Source organism: Bacteroidales bacterium (genome assembly GCA_012519055.1).
In the GTDB taxonomy this organism is placed as follows: Bacteria; Bacteroidota; Bacteroidia; order Bacteroidales; family Salinivirgaceae; genus JAAYQU01.
In genome coordinates this window covers 1-19,538 of sequence record JAAYQU010000023.1, presented here as the reverse complement: position 1 = coordinate 19,538, position 19,538 = coordinate 1, and the positions used below count along the sequence as shown (strand labels likewise).

The following is a 19,538-nucleotide window of genomic DNA, read 5'->3' as shown; positions in this document are numbered from 1 at the left end:
AATTATTACAATTCTTAATTAATATTGTTTTTTTTCGGCTTTTGTCATTTGTTTTATGTAACCCATAATCCCTACGGGATTTTTTAATTGTTGTAACGTAAACAATACGATGATACTATAATAATCTCGGAAACACAAGGTTTTTTGCTAAATTTGTGCACTTGTACTATTTTTAAAATGGGTAAAATAAAACTCTATTTGTCGTTGGTAAAATTTAGCCACACGTTGTTTGCTATGCCTTTTGCAATAGTGGGTTTTTTCATGGCAACCAACTATTATAATTATGGTTTCGATATAAAAACGCTCATTTATGTTTTACTGTGTATGGTTTTTGTCCGCAATGCTGCTATGGCATTTAATCGCTACGTTGACAAACGTATTGATAAAGAAAACGAGCGCACATCAAGTCGTGAAATACCAAAAGGAGTTATAAAACCATCGAATGCACTGATTTTTGTTATAATCAATTCTGTTGCATTCATTGTTGTTACTTGGTTTATCAACAGATTGTGTTTCTATTTAAGCCCAATAGTTTTACTTGTTGTTTTGGGATATAGTTTTACTAAGCGTTTTACATTTATCAGCCACTACATTTTAGGTATAGGATTGGGATTGGCACCAATAGGCGCATTTTTGGCTGTTTCGGGCGAATTTAGAATTTTGCCGATACTTTTAAGTTTTGCTGTTTGGGCTTGGGTAAGTGGTTTTGATATTATCTATTCTGTTCAAGATGAGGAGTTTGACCGTCAAAACAGACTTTTTTCGATACCCGCTCATTTTGGGGTAGAACGAGCATTATGTATTTCACGGTTAACTCATTGTATGTCAGCAGCTTTCATTATTGCAACTATCTTTGTTGGTGGCTTTGGTTATAAGTATGTGTTGGCGGTATCTGTTTTTTGTGGATTATTAATCTATCAGCATATAATTGTGAAAGCCGATGATTTAAGTCGAGTTGATTTTGCATTTTTTAATTTGAACGGTCTGGCTTCTGTTCTTTTTGCTATTTTGGCTGTATGGGAGCTGTTGGAAATTGGAAATTAGAAATTAAAAGTTAGAAGTCGGAAATCGAGAGACAACAAAACTGAATTAATAATTAAAAGACTTATATCAATTGCCACGACTTTTAAGTCGTGGAGAGGTTATAGGCACACAAAATTGGGCTTCAGCCCAAACATAGAATTATTTAAAGACACTATTGTTTAAATTATAATATTTATACTTAGTTTAAAATCAAGATATTGTAAACTTTTTGAATGGTTAAAATAGGAAATATCGAGTTACGCGACAAGCCGCTTTTTTTAGCACCAATGGAAGATGTTACAGATATTACTTTCAGGTATATATGTAAACATTTTGGGGTTGATGTAATGTGTTCCGAGTTTGTTGCATCCGAGGCACTGATACGCTCAATTAAAAAGTCAACCGAAAAACTTGTTATGTTCGATTACGAGCGACCAATGGCTGTTCAAATTTTTGGGAACAATCACGACTCAATGGTCGAGGCGGCAAAGGTTGCAGAGTCATATAACCCTGATTTTATAGATATTAACTTTGGTTGTCCTGTAAAAAAAATTGCAACAAAAGGGTCAGGCGCAGGTATGTTGCGCACACCCGAGCTAATGGTTGAAATCGCAAGCTCGATAGTTAAAGCCGTTAAGCTACCTGTTACCGTAAAAACTCGACTTGGCTGGGACGAGAACTCAATAATTATCGAAGAATTGGCAGAGAAACTTCAAGACGTTGGTATAGCAATGCTCGCCATTCACGGAAGAACAAGGTCGCAGTTTTACAGGGGTGTTGCTGATTGGGAACCGATTGGCAGAGTAAAAAATAATCCTCGCATAAAGATACCTATTATCGGAAATGGCGATATAAAAAGTTCTGAAGATGCTAAAAATGCTTTCGATAAATATGGTGTCGATGGAGTAATGATTGGGCGCGGAGCTATCGGCAAACCGTGGATATTTAAGGAGATAAGACACTATTTAGACACAGGGGAACATCTGCCTCCACTAACTGTAACCGAAAGGGTTGAACTAACTCATATGCACCTTTTGAAAAGCATTGAGAATAAAGGCGAAAAATACGGAGTTTTGGAGATGCGTCAGCATTTTAGCAACTATTTTAAAGGACTTCCGAACTTTAAAGAGACAAGACTGAAGTTAGTTACAGCCCCAACGTATGATGAGGTTGTCGAAATCTTAAACCATATCAAACAAGAGTGGGGCGATATGCCACTACAGAATAATCATTTGGTTGACAATTGTTGTAAGAAATTAGAAAACTTATAGTTTAGTCTGAAAATGTGGCAGTAAACCCTTTTTCGCAAAATATCAATAAACTAAAATCACTATCTTTGTCAACTATTTTTTTATCGTAACAACATATAATTATGACCGAAATATCATCAAGGTATAATCCTGCCGAAACCGAAGACAAATGGTATAAATATTGGCTTGACAATGGCTTTTTTAATTCAGAACCCGATAATCGTGAACCGTATTGCATTGTTATTCCGCCACCAAACGTGACAGGTGTGTTGCATATGGGACACATGCTGAATAATACTATTCAAGATATTTTGGTGCGTCGTGCACGGATGCAAGGGAAAAACGCATGTTGGGTTCCGGGAACTGACCATGCATCTATTGCCACCGAAGCAAAAGTTGTGGAAAAACTTAAAAATGAGGGGATTGAAAAATCATCACTCACACGCGAACAGTTCCTCGAGCACGCTTGGGAGTGGAAAGAGAAACATGGCGGAATTATTCTCGAACAGTTAAAGAAATTGGGAGCTTCGTGCGATTGGCGAAGAACAAAATTTACTATGGACGAGCCTTTGTCGCAGAGCGTTTTAAAGGTTTTTGTAGATTTATATAACAAAGGACTTATCTATCGTGGCGTAAGAATGGTAAACTGGGATCCGCAAGCACTGACCGCAGTTAGCGATGAGGAGGTTGTTCATCGCGAAGTTGAATCGAAACTTTACTATCTGCGTTATTTTGTAAAGGATGACCCAACACAATATATAACCATTGCCACAACTCGCCCTGAAACAATTTTGGGAGATACAGCCGTTTGTGTTAACCCTAATGACAGCAGATTTAAAAATCTTGTTGGCAAGGAGGTGCTTGTTCCGCTAATAAACAGAGCAGTGAAAGTTATTGAAGATGAGTATGTTGATATGGAGTTTGGAACAGGAGCCTTGAAAATCACTCCTGCTCACGATATCAACGACTATGAAATAGGAAAGCGACACGAGCTCGATTTTATAGATATATTCAATCCGAACGGAACTCTGAACGAAAAAGCAATTCTCTATATCGGAAAAGATCGCTTTGATGTTAGAAATGAGATAGTTGCCGATTTGGAGAAAGCTGGAAATTTGGTAAAAACAGAGAATTATATAAATAAGGTCGGTTTTTCGGAACGCACGGATGCTGTTATTGAACCCAAACTCTCTTTGCAGTGGTTTTTGCGAATGAAAGACTTAGCCGAACCCGCACTTGAAGCAGTTATGAGCGACAGGGTTAAATTTTATCCTTCAAAATTCAAGAACACATACAAGTATTGGATGGAAAATATTCAGGATTGGTGTGTTAGCCGTCAGTTGTGGTGGGGGCAACGTATTCCCGCTTATTACTTGCCTGATGGTAAAGATTATGTTGTGGCTCTGACGATTGAAGAGGCACTTGTGTTAGCAAAAGAGAAAACGGGAAACAATAGTCTTACAATCAAAGACTTACGTCAAGACGATGACTGCCTTGATACTTGGTTTTCATCGTGGTTGTGGCCCATGACGGTTTTTGATGGAATTAATAATCCCGATAATCCCGATATCAAATACTACTATCCTACAAATGATTTAGTTACCGCTCCCGAGATTATGTTTTTCTGGGTTGCCCGAATGATTATGGCGGGATTGAAGTATCGAAAAGAGATACCCTTTTCGAGTGTCTATTACACAGGGATAGTGCGCGACCATCTGAGACGTAAAATGTCAAAATCGCTTGGCAATTCGCCCGACCCCATTGAGTTAATGAAAATCTATGGTGCTGACGGAGTGAGAGTTGGCATGTTACTCTGTTCACCTGCCGGAAACGATTTGCTTTACGATGATTCGCTACCCGAACAGGGAAGAAATTTTGGAAACAAAATTTGGAATGCCTTTCGACTTGTAAAATCGTGGAATGTCGATAATGCTGCAAATCAGCCACTTTCGGCAAAACAAGGCATTGATTGGTTTAACAACAAATTGAATCTTGCAATATCTCAAATTGATGACCATTTCAATAATTACCGTATCAACGAGGCTCTGATGACAGTTTATAAACTATTTTGGGATGATTTTGCAAGCTGGTATCTTGAGATTGTCAAACCTGCTTTCGGAACCCCAATGGACAGTATAACATATAGTGCAACTGTCGGATTTTTCGATAAAATGTTACGCTTGTTGCACCCGTTTATGCCATTTATTACCGAAGAAATTTGGCAAAATCTTGAACAACGCAAAGCCGGAGAGTCAATAATGATAAGCGAAATGCCTAAGTGTCAAACTTATGATGATTCCAAAATTGATTTGTTTGATATACATTGCGAAATTATAAGTGCAATCAGAACTATACGCACCGAAAAAAATATCCCTTTTAAACAGGCTATTTCGGCATCGTTGAAATCGGGGGACGACAATTTTAAACTCGAATACGGCGCAATAGTCGAAAAACTTACAAATATTGAGAATTTTGGCTTGATAAACGAGAAACCCGAAGGAGCTGTTGTCCAGATGGTTCGCACACACGAGCTTTTTGTTAACCTCTCTGGATTGATTGACAAAGACGAGGAGATAAAAAAACTTCAGGCAGAGTTGGATTATACAAAGGGATTTCTAACCTCAGTAATGAAAAAATTGGGCAATGAAAAATTTGTTAATTCAGCACCAGAAAAGGTTGTCGAAGCTGAGCGAAAAAAACAGGCTGATGCAGAGGCGAAAATTGAGGCAATTGAAAATCAACTTAAAGCAATTAGCAATGAACAATGAGCAATGAACAATTAAAATAGGGTTACTGATTTTTAATTGTTTTTCAGCTAAATTAATATGTGTTCTTATTTTTTTGACTTTATAAACTTTTTGTACAGACACAATTGCATTGTGTCTGTACTTTACAAACTTTTAACTTTATAAACTTTTAACTCTGATGAGGGTTTTAGTAACAGGCGTAACAGGTTTTATAGGAAGCTATATTTGTCAAGAGCTTGATAATTATAGAGATGTGGAGCTTGTGGGTTGTGTTAGAGGCGATAAGAGGCTTAACAGTTTGTATGCCAAAAGGATTAAGGTTGATTTTCTGACCGACGGGTTTGAAAACGTCATTGCTCAAGCTAAACCCGATGTAATTGTCCATTCGGCTGCAATATCGCGAGTGGATTATTGCGAAGAGAATCGTCAAGAGGCTTGGAAAGTAAATGTTGAAGCTACCGAAAAAATTGCGAAAACGGCATCAAAAATCGGTGCTCGAATGGTTTTTCTTAGCTCTGATTTTGTTTTTAGTGGACAAAATCAATTCGAGACCGAAGAGTCTGCCACTAATCCTGTAAGCTTTTATGGAGAGACAAAAGTAGCAGCTGAGCAAAAGGTTGTGGAAAATTGCGCTAACCATTTAATTATAAGACCTGTATTGGTTTACGGAATACCCTTACAACAAGGCGCTTACAATATTGTTACCATGATTGCGAAGAACTCGAAAGAGGGTAAACCTCTGAGAATAGTGTCAGACCAATATCGAACTCCTGTATTTGTTTTGGATTTAGCGAAATTTATTGTTAAAACAGTTTTTTCTACTGAAACAGGAGTTTTCCACGCCGGAGGAGTCGATTTTGTTTCAGTTTATGAGTTTGCGGTAAAAATTGCAGAAACATTTGGTTTAGATAAGGGATTAATTACTCCGGTAAGTTCAGCAGAGTTGTCCCAAGTGGGAACTCGTCCACCGATTACACGTTTTTCAAGTCAGAAAGCACGAGAAGTATTTGGATATAATCCTCAAAGCATTGATTCTGTGTTAGATTATATAAAAAGGTCTGATAAAAATTAACTTAAATTGATAATTGTATGAAAAGTTCACTATCAAACTTCAAGTCAATAATCGCACTATTTGCCTATGTACTTATAAGCACTTTGGTTGCCTCTCTGTTGATATTTCTTGCTGAAAAGATTTTTCCTGCCGGACTAAGTGCTGATAATCAATGGTCTAACTATGTTCAAGTTGCAATTCAAACCATTACGATTTTTGGGTTGCCTGTTTTGTTATTCCAATCCTTTAACAAGAGATTTGAGATAAGTATCTATCCCCAAAAGGGATTTTTAAAAATATTAGTGCTTGGCTTTGTTGCATGGGTTTTATGCTATTTCCCTGTAAATGCTTTGTGGGAAATAAACAAAGCGGTACAGTTTCCGGAATTTATGTCGGGTATTGAACAGACGTTAAAGACTATTCAACACCAGTCGGAGCAGTTTATTAACGAGTTTATGAAGTATCGGGGTGGTTTTCATCTCTTTATGCTTATTGTGCTTGTCGGGTTGCTTCCTGCGATATTTGAGGAGCTGTTTTTTCGGGGTTTGTTGCAACAACTTATCTCTAAAATGTTCAATAACATTTGGACACCAATAGTTATTACTTCAATAGTTTTTTCGGTTTTTCACTTTGAGTTTTACTCTTTTCTGCCGAGAGTTTTGTTGGGGATTTTATTAGGTGTAGCATTTAGCGCAACTGGGAAATTGTGGTTACCAATGATTCTACACTTTATAAATAATCTCTCGAGTATATTATTTCGCCAATTTATCCCCGAGCATAAATTTGAAGAATTGGCAAATGCTACGTTAGGGGGTTATCAGTGGATTGTCTCTATAGTTTCAGCGATATTGCTTTTTTACGTGTTAAAAACAATGCTTAAAGAACGCTCGTCTCATTAACCAAATCGTTACTGTTTTTTGCCTCCTCTTCGGCTTCTGCCTCAAGCTCACCTTTTCGATAGACGTAAACAACACCGTATGTTTTTGCTTTTTCGCGCATCTGCTTAGGTGGCAATTCTCCAAAAAATGCCTCAACTTGGTTCCATATCTCTACGATTAATTCGTCAGCTTCTTTGCGCATTTCGGCAACCTTTAGAGTTGCTTTGGCATAAATATCTTGTAGGCTTTTTTGGTTTCTATGGGTTCGAATATAATCTTCATAACGCACTTTTACCAATGCAATTGTGGGGTTTGTTATTGGTGCTACTCCAGTAGCCAATCGTTCGGCTTCACCTTTAATTAATTTTTCTCCCCATTCAATAATTTCTGCTTCCGTATTTAGGTCGGGGACTGTTTTTTGGTTTACTTTCAATCCATAATACTTTCTTGTTTCTGGTTTAAGTTCTCCGCGTACTATGGCTAAATTCAAAACTTGAATGAAATGTGAGATGTAGAGTCGGGCGCGTTTTTGAATATCAAGATAAGTCTTACTGTTCTGTGTCTGTCGTCTAAAAGCTTCTCGCTGATGATCGACAGTTTGTTTGAATAAGGGTAAAAAAGCACGCAGTTTTAGCAATAGTGATTGTGATATGGCTAAATCGGTGTGAAACAGAGTGCTTCCCATCTTTAGTGCAGCGTTCAAAGCGCGTAATCGTGCTATGTCTGTGTTTGGTAATCTGCGATAAGGCATTTTTCGGGTATTTGGGATTAGTATGCGAATATACAACATTTTTTAAGAAAGCAAACATTCTTCGCTATTATAGTTGGCTAATAAGTAAGATGTTAGCATTAACGGACTTTTTTATTTGATTAAATACTGAAAATAGGTTCTATACTAAAGTCGCACAAATAGTGTTGATTATCAATAATTTAAAATTTCCATGTAAATTAAGACAACATTGTAATTACTCTAAAATAAAAAATATTTTGCGAGGAAAACAGAAGTAATTGCAATAGAAAGAAGAGTAAAAGTTTTTACTGGAATATATTTCGATGGTTTTATATCTATATGTTTGTTGGTAAGGTATATCATAGTTATTTTCTCAACAATATAAGCAACTAACGTAGCGAGGGCAACTCCAAGTATTCCCCAAATTATTCCCCACCAAATACTTAAAGCAACGTTAGTAATAATCTCAACAATTGAAACCCAAACAAGCAAATTGTTGCGCTTGAAACCCACAATAATTGTTTGGGGCAGTAGCAATCTGGGTATAACTAATAGTAGGTAAACGTCAAAAATAATAGCTGACTGTTTGAAAGCCTCATTAAAAATATTTGCAAAAAGCCAATCGCTAAAAATTAAAAATAGTATCGATATGGGAACAAGCAGTATCAAAAGCCTTCGGGTTTTGTTTTTCAGTTCACTCAATTCAACGTCAGGGTTGGTTGTTGAGCTAAACATAGGTATCATAGCGTTACTTAAACCCAAGGCTAGTATTGAATTTAGCGGTAATTCGCGTGCGCCGTATCTGAATATGGCAAATGTTCGCTCGTCGAATAGTGAGTTTACTATAATGCCATCGATATAAATACTAGATTCTGCAATAACAGCCGACAAGACAAGCGGTGCAGAAAAAAGTAAAAACTTTTTTATCCACTGTAAATCAATTTTAGGAACTCCACTGCGGAAAACAATAGCCGAGGTTGAAATAAACCGCAATAAGGCGAATAATACCGTTCCAAATATTACACCATCAACAGATTGAGTTGTATATGCACCTGCTATGCTGAATATTAGGAAAAAAAGCGGTGTTATAATACCACTTAAATATAAAGGCAATGTCTGTTTTCTTAAAACAAAAGTATATTCCAACAGCATTGAAGGAGTCCAAAATAGGGAATAGACCACTGCGCCTGATAATATAACAACTCCTACGTTGTTGAAAATATTAAAGAAATATTGCCCAAACGCAAACAGCAATCCAAAAACTAAGGAGAGCGCGCCAAAAAGATAGAAAGCCTGTGCCAATTTGTTGTTAAGGCTTTGGAGGTTATCTGTGTCAACAAAACCTAACAGTCCTCGAACTAAAGCGTTAACCCAAAAGAAGTTTATAAAACCCGCAATAAAAACAAACAACTCATATTGTCCTATCTCTTTTATATCTAAGGGGTTTTGCATCCATAAATACGATTTTGCAAGCAATATTGAGACAAGCAAAGTGCCCGCAAAACGCCCCATAAGAAAAAACTGAAGGGAAAAGCTTCTATTTTTAGTTAATTTTCTAAACAATATTTTCAATTGTTGATATTTAATAACTCTGCAAGATACAATGTTGTTTTCGATTTATCCTGGTCTTAGCAAAAGAAAAAATATTTTTTTCGTTGCCACAGATTCAAGTGTTAAATGCAATATTTTTTTGCAAAATAACAATAAAGGTTTTATATTTGCACCCACAAAAAATGGTGGATGTAGCTCAGTTGGTTAGAGCGGCGGATTGTGGTTCCGTAGGTCGTGGGTTCGAATCCCATCTTCCACCCAAAAGCAGCATTCTTTATTGATTGTTGCTTTTTTTATATCTGTAAGTTTCTTTAGTTTTGTACTAAAATTTAATCATCAAAAAAATCTATAAGCATATGTTTTCAGGAATAGTAGAAGCAATGGGGAAAGTTGTTTCCATTGAAAAAAAACAGGAAAATATTGATATCACAATCACATGTTCGTTTGTTAATGAGTTGAAAGTTGACCAAAGTGTTTCACACAATGGTGTTTGTCTTACGGTTGTTCGTAAAACTGCCGATAGCTATACAGTAACGGCTATTAAAGAGACTTTGGACAAAAGTAGTTTGGGACAGCTACAAGTGGGCTCACTTGTAAACTTAGAGCGTTCTGTAAGTGCAAATGGTCGTTTCGACGGTCATGTTGTTCAAGGTCATGTTGATCAAACTGCTGTATGTAAAAAAGTTGAGGAGGCTGACGGAAGCTGGTATTACACTTTTGAGTATGATTTTAAAAACCCCGACCACGTAACCGTAGAGAAAGGCTCAATTTCTGTCGATGGGGTTAGTTTAACTGTTGTTAACAGTCGCGACAATTCGTTTCAGGTAGCAATAATTCCTTACACATACGAAAATACTATATTTCATACATATAAGCCCGGCACTATCGTAAATATTGAGTTTGATATTCTCGGGAAATATATTGCAAAAATAGTTCGTCAGGTTTTGGAGAAATAAAAACGGTTAAGTATTGAGTAAAGGGATTATACAATATTTTGTGTAAGTGAAAAACAGTAATATTTTATAATTTTTGCTGTTAAACTACTCTGAATATGTGGATTATAACATTTAGGGACATCCATTAAGTAAAAACTTAAAGAATACCCCTAAATAATTTATTCTCGCTCTATTTAGTTCCCCGACAAAATCCTCTTCGTAATCTCCGCAATAGTTTTCGACTCGGCTTTGCCAGCCAGTTCGGCGGTGGCTTGTGCCATTACTTTGCCCATATCTTTCATGCTTTGGGCACCTGTTTTTGCTATTATGGCTTTAATATGTTTTTCAACTTCCTGAACAGTAAGCTGTTTTGGCAAAAACTCGCGTATGACCGATGCTTCGAACTCCTCTTTTTCAGCAAGTTCGGGTCTGTTTTGTTGCCTGTATATTTCAGCCGAGTCGTCTCGTTGTTTAACCATTTTGGATATCATTTTCAAAAAATCCTCTTCGGATAGCTCTCCTGTTGCTCCCTCTTTTGTTCGTTCAAGCAAGATAGCTGATTTAATGGCGCGCAAAGCCTCAAGTCGTTCACGCTCTTTGGCTTTCATCGCCTCTTTTATCAGGTTGTTTATTTTTTCTTCAAAACTCATTATGTATTCAGTTAATTGTTTATAAAGTAAAACTACTTGTACCTTGTTCCTTGCACCTTTTGCCTTATGTTAGTCAACGTTTTCATCTAAGTACGAGTTGTTTTTTCTCAGTTTAATATTGCCATCTTCTTCTGTTAGTGAAAAGCGGCTAATCTCCTCGTCATTTACCAACGTGGTATTTTCATCAAACATTATCTTTCTTCTTTTGATAGCTGGTATTTTCTCTATTTCATCGATGTTGCGAACGTTTTTTAGATAATCTATGTTAGTAAATTGTTTTTGTGAGTCAAAAAGACTGTTATCTGTTGTTTCGCCGGTAGTTATGCTATGATTTAGTTCATTAGGAACAATGGGTTGTGTGGGAGTAATTGTTTCTGAAAAACTATAGTTTTCAACTACTGTGGGTTTGCTTGCATTTAGGTCGTGTTTTATTACTTTAGGTTTGCTAGCCCCGTGCAGTTCGGGTATAGCCTCAGCGTTAAATCCTGTGGCAATAACTGTTACAACTATCTCGTCGTCTAAAGATTCGTCGGTGTTTGCGCCCCAAATCATATCTGCTTCTTGACCTGCTGCATCTTGAAGGTAATCGGTAATAGTTGTCATTTCGTCAAGAGTTATACCGTTTTTGCCACTGGTAATATTTAACAGGATATCTTTAGCTCCGTTTATATCGTTATTGTTTAGCAGTGGCGATGTAAGGGCCTCTTGGATTGCATCTATAGCTCTGTTCTCCCCCTTCGCAGTAGCAGAACCCATAAGCGCAACTCCAGAGTTATTCATTACGGTGTAAACATCTTCAAAATCGACATTTACTAATCCTGGCACCGTAATAATCTCGGCAATACCTTTAGCAGCCGTTGTTAGTATATTGTCTGCTTTGGCAAAAGCTGTTGTATATTCTAAGTCGCCATGAATCTCCCGGATTTTTTCGTTGCTGATAACTAGCAGAGCATCAACGTTTTCTCTCATTTCTTCAAGTCCTTCAATAGCTTGTTTTAGTCGTCTTTTGCCTTCAAAAAGGAATGGAATACTTACAATTCCTACTGTAAGTATCCCTAAATTTTTTGCTTCTTGTGCAATTATAGGAGCAGCTCCTGTTCCTGTTCCGCCCCCCATACCTGCGGTAATAAACACCATTTTGGTATTGTGGCTGAGGAGTTCGGTTATTTGGTCAAGGCTTTCAATAGCTGCTTGTTTTCCTCGTTCGGGTCTGTTCCCAGCTCCGCATCCTCCTGTAATAGTGGGACCTAAGTGGATTTTTACCGGAACAGGACTCGAATTTAATGCCTGTGCATCGGTGTTACAAATTACAAAATCAACATTGGTAATCCCTTCACGAAACATATGGGTTACCGCATTCCCACCTCCACCTCCAACACCTATCACTTTAATTATTGATGATTTTTTTGTTGGTAAATCGAATTTCATTATTGTTTCACTCATGGTTGTTATTCCGTTTTTGTGTTCATTTCATGGTCTGGCACATCGAAACTTATCCCCTTAAATTTTGAAAATATAGAGGTTAGTTTGTCAATGTTAAATATAGAAGAATCCCTTTTTCTTGATTCGTTTTCAGATGAATCTTCTGTTGAGAAATCTTCATCCTCGGTTTTATTAAACAACTTGTCTTCGTACCCATTAAGTATTAGTCCAATGCTTGTTGAGTAAACAGGTGAGTTGATATTTTTGTTTATTTCTGATGATGCTAGAACCCTGGGAGCTGTAACTCGTACCTCTTTTCCAAGATAGAACGCCATTAACTGACTAAGGTTCTTTATCATTGAACCGCCACCAGTCAATACTATTCCGGCACCTAATCTATCTAACAGTCCGGTTGATTCTAATTCAAAACGAATAAGCTCAATAATTTCGCTCATTCTTGCTTCAATTATTCCTGCAATATGGTAGAACTCAAACTCTCTGGCCGGGCGGTCACCAATGCCAGGTATTGTTACTCTTTTGTTTAAAAGTGACTTGTCGTTTGCAATTGCGTAACCGTAATTCACTTTCATTTTTTCGGCTTGATGCTCTAATATTGCAAACTCTTTACGTATGTCGTCTGTAACGCACTGTCCGCCGAAGGGAATTACTGCAGTGTGTTGTATAACTCCATCACAATAAACAGCTATGTCTGTAGTTCCACCTCCAATGTCTATCAATGCCACGCCAACTGTTTTTTCATCTTCAGTAAGAACGGCAGCACTTGAAGCAAATGGCTCCAAAAATATTTTTTTCAACGATAACCCTGCTTTGGTTATACATCTTTTTAGATGATTTGCAGCGGTTATCTCTCCAATTACTATATGGAAATTCCCTTCAAGTCGTTTGCCTGCCACGCCTACAGGATTCATAATACCCATCTCTTTGTCAACATTATAGCTTTGTGGTTGAATGTGAATTACTTCCTGTCCAACATCAACAGAAATGCTATTCATTGTCGCTGCTAGCTTTTCAACTTCACTTGCAGTAATGGGTTCTTCGAATGATTCGCGGGTGATATACCCGCTTGAGCGCAATGACTTTATATGTTGACCAGCCATTCCAACATATGCGCTTTTAATTGTTAATCCCGATTGCGCTTCTGCTTTTTTTACCGCATTTTTAATGCTTCTGACGGTTTCGTCGATATTAAGAACAACGCCTCGTTTTACTCCAATGCTTTTTTCGTGTCCATAGCCTAAGACTTCAACTTTGCCATTTTCAAGAATTCTAGCAACGATTGCAACAATTTTTGTTGTTCCGATATCAATAGCCGTAACAATGTTTCTCTCTTTTATCATAGATCTAACGTTTTGTGCAAATTACTTGGTTTTGATATTTAAGATTTATAGCCTTATATTTTCGCCAGCCCAAGTTAGCAAATCCCTTATAATATATTGCTTTAAGATTAAAAAACTTATCCACATAGTTATCAATAGGTCCAAAATAGATTATGTGAGAACCTACCTTTGGAATCATTTCGTATTCGTTTCTGTTGACATATATCTGCTCTATCTGAGCATTTAAAAACTCGTCGTCATTAATATGTTTTGCAAGTATTATCAATTCCCTTAGTGTCTCTCGCTGTTTAATTTCAATATTAGTGTTAAGTGAGTCGATATGGATAGCCCTGTTTTTTTGTGATTTTTCAGCAATATCTCCATTTGCTACTAAAACTCTTGCGCTCCAGTGATCTGACAGTGGAATTAAATATCCTTCTGTATCGACATAATAGCTTTGGTTATATTTGTTGATTACGCGAAGAATTGGTTTACGTTGCTCAATATTTATGCAGATAGTGCCGTCAGTTGCCCTATACACTCCAACATTTTTAACCAACGCAATATTGTTAGTTATCAGTTTAGCAATTTGCATTTTGTTTATGTTAGAAAACCGATGTCCATACACCGAGTTCTTTTTATCCTCCATAAGTTTTGTGATATCGCGTGGCACAACCAATTGATTTACAGTATCATTAAGTGAAACCTCAACTTTACGGCAAACTTCCTCAGCCGACTTTTTAGCGACAAAACCAGCCGTAATAAAGACGTACAGTGCTAAAACAGAATATCCTATAATATATTTCATCTTTACACTCATGCTCTGTCGTTTATAATATCTTTAATTTGCAACGCTTTATCGCCAATGCTTCCTGCACCCATTGTTACCAAAATATCGAAACGTCGGTTTTTAACAAATGCGATTATATCATCAAAAGCCACGTACTTACCATTTTTTACTTTATTTGCCAACGCCTGACCCGTAATTCCTTCAATCGGTTGCTCGCGGGCTGGATAAATGTCGGTTATTATTGCCAAATCGCTTGTGTTTAAAGAGGTTATAAATTCAGACTCTAAATCCCTTGTCCGAGAATATAGGTGCGGTTGGAAAATAACTGTAATTTTCTTATTTGGGAAAATTTTACGTATCGATTTTATGCAAGCATCTATTTCGCCCGGATGGTGTGCATAATCGTCGATATAAATTTCGGGAGATTTGTTGTGCATTTCAAAACGTCTCTCTACACCTTTGAATGACAGAAGCCCCGTTCTTAGTAGGTCTTCATTCAATCCAACTTTTATAGCAAACGAAGATGCTGCCACCGCATTTTCAAAGTTGTAATATCCCGGAGCTCCCATTTGCAACGAATTAAACTTGCCAAACGGTGTCACAAGATCGAATTGATAACAGCCATCAACAATTTTGATGTTGTTTGCAAAAATATCGGCTGTATCGTCTTCGGCGTGATATGTGAGCAGTTCGGTGTTTTTATTGGGTTTCAATACTATTCCCCTTTTACAAATAATAAATCCCTCTTGCGATACCTGTCCAGCAAACTGATTAAATGCCGATTTTAAATTCTCCAAATTTTGGTAAATATCAAGATGGTCAGCCTCTACCGATGTAACGATTGCTGCATGTGGGTTCAGCTGTAAAAAAGCTCTGTCGTATTCGTCAGCCTCGACAACCATTTCGGCAGAGTTTGACAACAAAATATTTGTGCCATAGTTGCGCGATATTCCTCCCATAAACGAGTTTACTCCCTGCTCGCGTTGATTTAGCAAGTGCGAAAGTAGCGTTGTTATAGAGGTTTTCCCGTGCGTACCTGAAACAGCGTAAACTTTATGATTTGACGCAATCAGAGCTAACATCTGCGAACGGCGCATTACCGTTTTTCCGTAATCGCTCCAAATTTTTAGCACCGACAGATTATCGGGCACCGCAGGTGTCCTAACCACAAGTGTCTCTCCTGTAAGGAATTGCGATGGAATTAACTCTGTGTTGTCTGAATAAAAAACTTTAATCGACTCGCTTTCAAGCTTGCGCGTAAGTTTGGTTTCACGCAAATCGTAACCAGCAACATTTTTGCCTGCATGCTTCCAATAGCGCGCCAGTGCGCTCATGCCAATGCCGCCAATGCCAATGCAAAAAATGTTTTTAATATGGTTACTATTTTGTATCATCTCTTTTGTAAAGCAAGTTTTTCTATTTCGTTCGATATATCTCTGTCGGCATTTGCCAACGCAAGTTTTTTAATATTTGTTGACAACTCGTCTATAAGTTCCTTATCTTTAGTTAGTTTGCTTAACACGGTTGTTAGTTCATTGATTTTATTGTCAGGTAGCAATATCGCAGCCTGTTTTTCCGATAAAGCCTTTGCATTGAATGTTTGATGGTCTTCAGCCACGTTCGGACTTGGAATTAAAACAACAGGCTTGCCCACAATGCAAAGCTCCGAAATTGTGCCTGCTCCTGCACGCGAAACAATGATGTTTGCTGCGGTGTAGGCAAAATCCATTTTATCAATAAATCGCAGAACGCGAATATTTGTCAAGTCGTAACCTTTTGATTTCTCGACCATTTCGTTATAATACAAGTTTCCTGTTTGCCACAACAGCTGTATATTGTTTTCGATAAACCAAGGCAACGATTCAAGTATTTGATTGTTAACCGACCTTGCGCCTAAGCTGCCGCCCAAGACAAGAACAATCGGCTTGTCGCTTGTAACGTTGAAAAATTCAAGTGCTTCTGTAGTTTTCACACTGCCGAGAGACATAGATTTACGGACAGGGTTTCCCGTATAAACTATCTTATCTTTCGGGAAAAACTTCTCCATTCCTTCGTACGCAACGCAAATAGTTTTCGCTTTTTTGGACAAGATTTTGTTTGTTACGCCGGCATAACTATTTTGTTCTTGAATTAGTGTCGGCACTTTCATTCGTGAAGCCCAATACAGCACAGGTCCCGATGCAAAACCACCAAATCCGGCTGCAACAGTTGGCTTAAATCGTTTTACAACTTTTCGAGCCATTAACATGCTTTTAATCAACGAGATAATAAATGAAATCATTTTAAACGATAGCTTTCGTGGCATACCTTTTACAGGCAGTCCAACTATCTCGTATCCCGATTGCGGTATCTTTTCCATTTCCATTTTGCCCAATGCCCCAACAAACAGTATTTTACTGTCGGGATATTTGCTACGGAACTCGTTGGCTACCGCTAATGCCGGAAAAATATGACCTCCGGTTCCTCCGGCACTAATCAATAATTTTATCGGTGACATTTCCTTCATCTTCGACCTCATTATCAGTTTCATTTGTTGTCTGTACAGATGGCGCGTTTGCCGAACTTTGTTTCAATATCTCTTTGCTCACACTTAGTATAATACCTATCTGTATCCCGTTGATAATCATAGAAGTACCTCCCATGCTTATCATTGGCAATGTTTGCCCGGTTACTGGAAATACTCCTGTATTTACTCCTATGTGTGCAAAAGCCTGTAATACAATTAATATAACCATCCCCGCAACTAAAAATGCAGGAAAGGTGGTTGGACATTTCTTTATTAGTGCGACACTTCTGAACAGAAGTATCAGATATAGCGACATTATAAATATTCCTGTGATAAGCCCGTACTCCTCTATAATAATTGCAAAAATAAAGTCGGAATAGGGGTGAGGCAGTATATTTCTTTGAACACTTTGCCCCGGACCTTTGCCGAACATTCCACCTGTGGCGACAGCTATTTTTGCCTGATCGGCTTGAAAGTTCTCGCCATCTTTAGAGACAAAATTCTCTATTCTGCGCTTCCACGTTCCAACGCGTCCTGAGTCGGGCATGTTAAGTGCAACTAAAATAAAAATGCCGATACCTACAACCCCAACACCTGCCAATAGAGAGAGATGTTTTATTCGAACTCTGCCAATATATAGCAATACCATTGAGCTAACAAAAATTAAAGCCGCAGTTGAGAAGTTGGCAGGCAAAATAAGCATACATGTTAGCCCTATAGGAATCAACAGCGGAACGAAACCCTTTTTAAAATCCTTTATATCGGGCTGTTTTAGAGATATTTGTGTTGCCAAATACATCATTAACGCCAATTTTGCCAAATCGGAAGTTTGAAAAGAGAATCCTCCGGGAAGTGTTATCCAACGCGCAGCTTCATTTATACTTACACCACGAACCAATGTGTATATTAATAATGGTATAGAAGCGTAATATAAATATTTTGAAAGAGTGTATAAAGCCTTGTAATTTATTCGATGTGTAATAAAAACTGTTAATAATGAAATTCCTACAAACAGTAGCTGTTTACTCAGATAGTAAAATGTATTTCCACCGGCTTGTTTGTAGGCAAGTGTTCCGGTCGAGCTGTAAACTACCAATATTGATACAAGGCAGAGCATTATGGTAATTACCCATATTACTCTGTCTCCTTTCAAATATGTAAATACAGTCTTCATTCTATTGTTCTAATTATAAGTCTCTTACAGCATCTTTAAATTTTTTGCCGCGCTCTTCGTAATTTGAAAACAGGTCAAAACTTGCGCAAGCAGGGCTTAACAAAACCACATCATTGGGTTCGGCGAGCTTATAAGCTGCATACACAGCCTCTTTCATCGATTGCGTCTCAACAATAATGTTTACCCTGTCTTTAAAGTGGTCTACTATTTTTTTGTTGTCTGTACCTAAGCATACAATCGCTTTAACGGTTTTAGCCACAACGTCGTTTAATTCTGAATAGTCGTTGCCCTTGTCAACTCCACCTACAATCCAAACAGTTGGTTTAGTCATACTTTCAAGAGCATACCAAGTAGAGTTGATATTCGTGGCTTTTGAATCGTTGATATAGAGCACTCCATGAATTGTCAGGTACTCTTCCAAGCGATGTTCAACTCCAGTAAAGCTTGCCAACGATTCCCTAATCTTTTCATTTTTGATATTAGTTATGTCGGCTACTAAACTTGCTGCCATGGCATTGCACAAATTGTGTTTACCTTTAATAATAAGTTTGTCGTAAAACATAGCGAACTGATTATTATATTTTATTATTATTTGATTCTTTGATATATAAGCATTGCTTTTTGTGTCGTCTTTTAAACTGAATGTTAGCTTTTTAGCAACAATATTTAGTTCTGACATCTTTTTTTCTACCACTGGGTCGTCTGCAAAATATATGAAATAGTCAGACTGGTTTTGATTTTGTAAAATCCTGAATTTTGAATTTATATAATTGTCGAAATTATAGTTGTAACGGTCCAAGTGGTCGGGTGTGATGTTCATTAAAATTGCAATGTGTGCGTGAAATGTGAACATTGTATCAAGCTGAAAACTTGATAGTTCCACCACAAACCAATCGGGGTCTTCTGTAACAATTTGTCGTGCTAAGCTCTGTCCTACGTTGCCGGCTAATCCTACTTTTAACCCTGCTTGTTTTAATATGTGGTAGATTAAAAGTGTAGTTGTAGTTTTGCCGTTCGAGCCTGTAATGGCTATAAATTTCGCATTCGTATTACGCGCGCCGTACTCTATTTCGCCAATTATCTCTGCACCTGATTTTTTTGCTTGCACAACAATTTCACTCTCATCAGGTATTCCCGGGCTTTTGATAATTGTTTTTGCGTTTGTAATTATTTCAACCGAATGTTTCCCCTCCTCGAAATCTATTCCAGCCTCGATAATCTCCTTTTTGTACTTATCTTTAAGCGTTCCAAAATCAGAAATAAACACACTCTCGCCATTACGTTTGGCAAGCAATGCTGCGCCAACGCCACTTTCGCCTCCTCCAAGAACAACTATGTTATATCGTTTTTGCATATATCGTTATTATCTGATTTTCAATGTTATAATTGTAAGAACGGCTAATAGTAGCCCCACAATCCAAAATCGAGTAACAATTTTCGATTCATGAATATTCTTTTTCTGATAATGGTGATGCAGTGGCGACATTAAAAATA

General features: G+C 37.5%; 17 protein-coding genes and 1 tRNA gene. 7 read left to right on the top strand and 11 right to left on the bottom strand.

Annotation, left to right across the window (positions count from 1 at the left end):
• The first annotated feature begins 177 nt into the window (after positions 1–177).
• The 5 genes from GX311_04545 (at position 178) to GX311_04525 (ending at position 6,970) form a co-directional block, all read left to right on the top strand.
• Positions 178–1,044, top strand: coding sequence for a UbiA family prenyltransferase (locus GX311_04545; GenBank protein NLK15648.1), 867 nt, complete (start codon positions 178–180; stop codon positions 1,042–1,044).
• Positions 1,045–1,256: 212 nt separating this feature from the next.
• Positions 1,257–2,294, top strand: a complete 1,038-nt coding sequence (gene dusB, locus GX311_04540) for a tRNA dihydrouridine synthase DusB (protein ID NLK15647.1) — start codon at positions 1,257–1,259, stop codon at positions 2,292–2,294.
• Between the two features lie 101 nt (positions 2,295–2,395).
• Positions 2,396–5,041 (top strand): valine--tRNA ligase, encoded by a 2,646-nt coding sequence (locus tag GX311_04535; GenBank protein ID NLK15646.1) that lies wholly within the window; start codon positions 2,396–2,398, stop codon positions 5,039–5,041.
• A gap of 157 nt (positions 5,042–5,198) precedes the next feature.
• Positions 5,199–6,092, top strand: coding sequence for an SDR family oxidoreductase (locus GX311_04530; protein NLK15645.1), 894 nt, complete (start codon positions 5,199–5,201; stop codon positions 6,090–6,092).
• 17 nt (positions 6,093–6,109) lie between these two features.
• Positions 6,110–6,970 carry a CPBP family intramembrane metalloprotease gene (locus GX311_04525; protein NLK15644.1) on the top strand — a complete coding sequence of 287 codons (861 nt, stop codon included), beginning with the start codon at positions 6,110–6,112 and terminating at the stop codon, positions 6,968–6,970.
• Here the strand turns inward: GX311_04525 and GX311_04520 are convergent.
• Together GX311_04520 and GX311_04515 are read right to left on the bottom strand one after the other, a co-directional pair.
• Positions 6,948–7,739: a DUF885 domain-containing protein gene (locus tag GX311_04520; GenBank protein ID NLK15643.1), complete on the bottom strand. Its 792-nt coding sequence runs from the start codon at positions 7,737–7,739 to the stop codon at positions 6,948–6,950. The two genes, GX311_04525 and GX311_04520, sit on opposite strands and share 23 nt — an antisense overlap.
• A 180-nt stretch (positions 7,740–7,919) precedes the next feature.
• Positions 7,920–9,131, bottom strand: coding sequence for an oligosaccharide flippase family protein (locus GX311_04515; GenBank protein NLK15642.1), 1,212 nt, complete (start codon positions 9,129–9,131; stop codon positions 7,920–7,922).
• Positions 9,132–9,414: 283 nt separating this feature from the next.
• Here GX311_04515 and GX311_04510 point away from each other — a divergent pair.
• Positions 9,415–9,490 (top strand) — tRNA-His (locus GX311_04510).
• A 96-nt stretch (positions 9,491–9,586) separates the two neighbouring features.
• A complete protein-coding gene (locus GX311_04505) occupies positions 9,587–10,186 on the top strand; it encodes a riboflavin synthase (GenBank protein ID NLK15641.1) in 600 nt (199 codons plus the stop codon).
• A 173-nt stretch (positions 10,187–10,359) separates the two neighbouring features.
• On the opposite strand, the gene GX311_04500 is transcribed toward GX311_04505, so the two are convergent.
• From GX311_04500 to GX311_04460, 9 genes are all read right to left on the bottom strand, one after another.
• The gene (locus GX311_04500; protein ID NLK15640.1) at positions 10,360–10,815 is read right to left on the bottom strand and encodes a GatB/YqeY domain-containing protein; all 456 of its coding nucleotides are present in this window, start codon (positions 10,813–10,815) and stop codon (positions 10,360–10,362) included.
• A 69-nt stretch (positions 10,816–10,884) separates the two neighbouring features.
• On the bottom strand, positions 10,885–12,258 hold the full coding sequence (gene ftsZ, locus GX311_04495; GenBank protein ID NLK15639.1) for a cell division protein FtsZ: 1,374 nt from the start codon (positions 12,256–12,258) through the stop codon (positions 10,885–10,887).
• Positions 12,259–12,263: 5 nt separating this feature from the next.
• Positions 12,264–13,595, bottom strand: coding sequence for a cell division protein FtsA (ftsA, locus tag GX311_04490; protein ID NLK15638.1), 1,332 nt, complete (start codon positions 13,593–13,595; stop codon positions 12,264–12,266).
• 4 nt (positions 13,596–13,599) lie between these two features.
• The gene (locus tag GX311_04485; protein NLK15637.1) at positions 13,600–14,394 is read right to left on the bottom strand and encodes a hypothetical protein; all 795 of its coding nucleotides are present in this window, start codon (positions 14,392–14,394) and stop codon (positions 13,600–13,602) included.
• Entirely contained in the window at positions 14,391–15,758 is a 1,368-nt protein-coding gene (locus GX311_04480; GenBank protein ID NLK15636.1) for a UDP-N-acetylmuramate--L-alanine ligase, read from the bottom strand. The genes GX311_04485 and GX311_04480 overlap by 4 nt, the downstream gene beginning before the upstream one ends.
• On the bottom strand, positions 15,755–16,861 hold the full coding sequence (gene murG, locus GX311_04475; GenBank protein NLK15635.1) for an undecaprenyldiphospho-muramoylpentapeptide beta-N-acetylglucosaminyltransferase: 1,107 nt from the start codon (positions 16,859–16,861) through the stop codon (positions 15,755–15,757). The genes GX311_04480 and murG overlap by 4 nt, the downstream gene beginning before the upstream one ends.
• Positions 16,836–18,044, bottom strand: coding sequence for an FtsW/RodA/SpoVE family cell cycle protein (locus GX311_04470; GenBank protein ID NLK15634.1), 1,209 nt, complete (start codon positions 18,042–18,044; stop codon positions 16,836–16,838). Before GX311_04470 ends, murG begins: the two co-directional genes overlap by 26 nt.
• 13 nt (positions 18,045–18,057) lie before the next feature.
• The gene (murD, locus tag GX311_04465; protein ID NLK15633.1) at positions 18,058–19,398 is read right to left on the bottom strand and encodes a UDP-N-acetylmuramoyl-L-alanine--D-glutamate ligase; all 1,341 of its coding nucleotides are present in this window, start codon (positions 19,396–19,398) and stop codon (positions 18,058–18,060) included.
• A gap of 9 nt (positions 19,399–19,407) precedes the next feature.
• On the bottom strand, positions 19,408–19,538 hold a 131-nt coding region (locus tag GX311_04460; GenBank protein NLK15632.1), incomplete at its 5' end, for a phospho-N-acetylmuramoyl-pentapeptide-transferase.

Coding starts and splice junctions, on each gene's coding strand:
- GX311_04545 (NLK15648.1), top strand. CDS start 178: ATGGGTAAAATAAAACTCTATTTGTCGTTGGTAAAATTTAGCCACACG.
- dusB (NLK15647.1), top strand. CDS start 1,257: ATGGTTAAAATAGGAAATATCGAGTTACGCGACAAGCCGCTTTTTTTA.
- GX311_04485 (NLK15637.1), bottom strand. CDS start 14,394: ATGAGTGTAAAGATGAAATATATTATAGGATATTCTGTTTTAGCACTG.
- GX311_04500 (NLK15640.1), bottom strand. CDS start 10,815: ATGAGTTTTGAAGAAAAAATAAACAACCTGATAAAAGAGGCGATGAAA.
- GX311_04505 (NLK15641.1), top strand. CDS start 9,587: ATGTTTTCAGGAATAGTAGAAGCAATGGGGAAAGTTGTTTCCATTGAA.
- GX311_04535 (NLK15646.1), top strand. CDS start 2,396: ATGACCGAAATATCATCAAGGTATAATCCTGCCGAAACCGAAGACAAA.
- GX311_04470 (NLK15634.1), bottom strand. CDS start 18,044: ATGAAGACTGTATTTACATATTTGAAAGGAGACAGAGTAATATGGGTA.
- GX311_04530 (NLK15645.1), top strand. CDS start 5,199: ATGAGGGTTTTAGTAACAGGCGTAACAGGTTTTATAGGAAGCTATATT.
- GX311_04525 (NLK15644.1), top strand. CDS start 6,110: ATGAAAAGTTCACTATCAAACTTCAAGTCAATAATCGCACTATTTGCC.
- murD (NLK15633.1), bottom strand. CDS start 19,398: ATGCAAAAACGATATAACATAGTTGTTCTTGGAGGAGGCGAAAGTGGC.
- ftsA (NLK15638.1), bottom strand. CDS start 13,595: ATGATAAAAGAGAGAAACATTGTTACGGCTATTGATATCGGAACAACA.
- ftsZ (NLK15639.1), bottom strand. CDS start 12,258: ATGAGTGAAACAATAATGAAATTCGATTTACCAACAAAAAAATCATCA.
- GX311_04515 (NLK15642.1), bottom strand. CDS start 9,131: ATGCAAAACCCCTTAGATATAAAAGAGATAGGACAATATGAGTTGTTT.
- GX311_04520 (NLK15643.1), bottom strand. CDS start 7,739: ATGTTGTATATTCGCATACTAATCCCAAATACCCGAAAAATGCCTTAT.
- GX311_04480 (NLK15636.1), bottom strand. CDS start 15,758: ATGATACAAAATAGTAACCATATTAAAAACATTTTTTGCATTGGCATT.
- murG (NLK15635.1), bottom strand. CDS start 16,861: ATGTCACCGATAAAATTATTGATTAGTGCCGGAGGAACCGGAGGTCAT.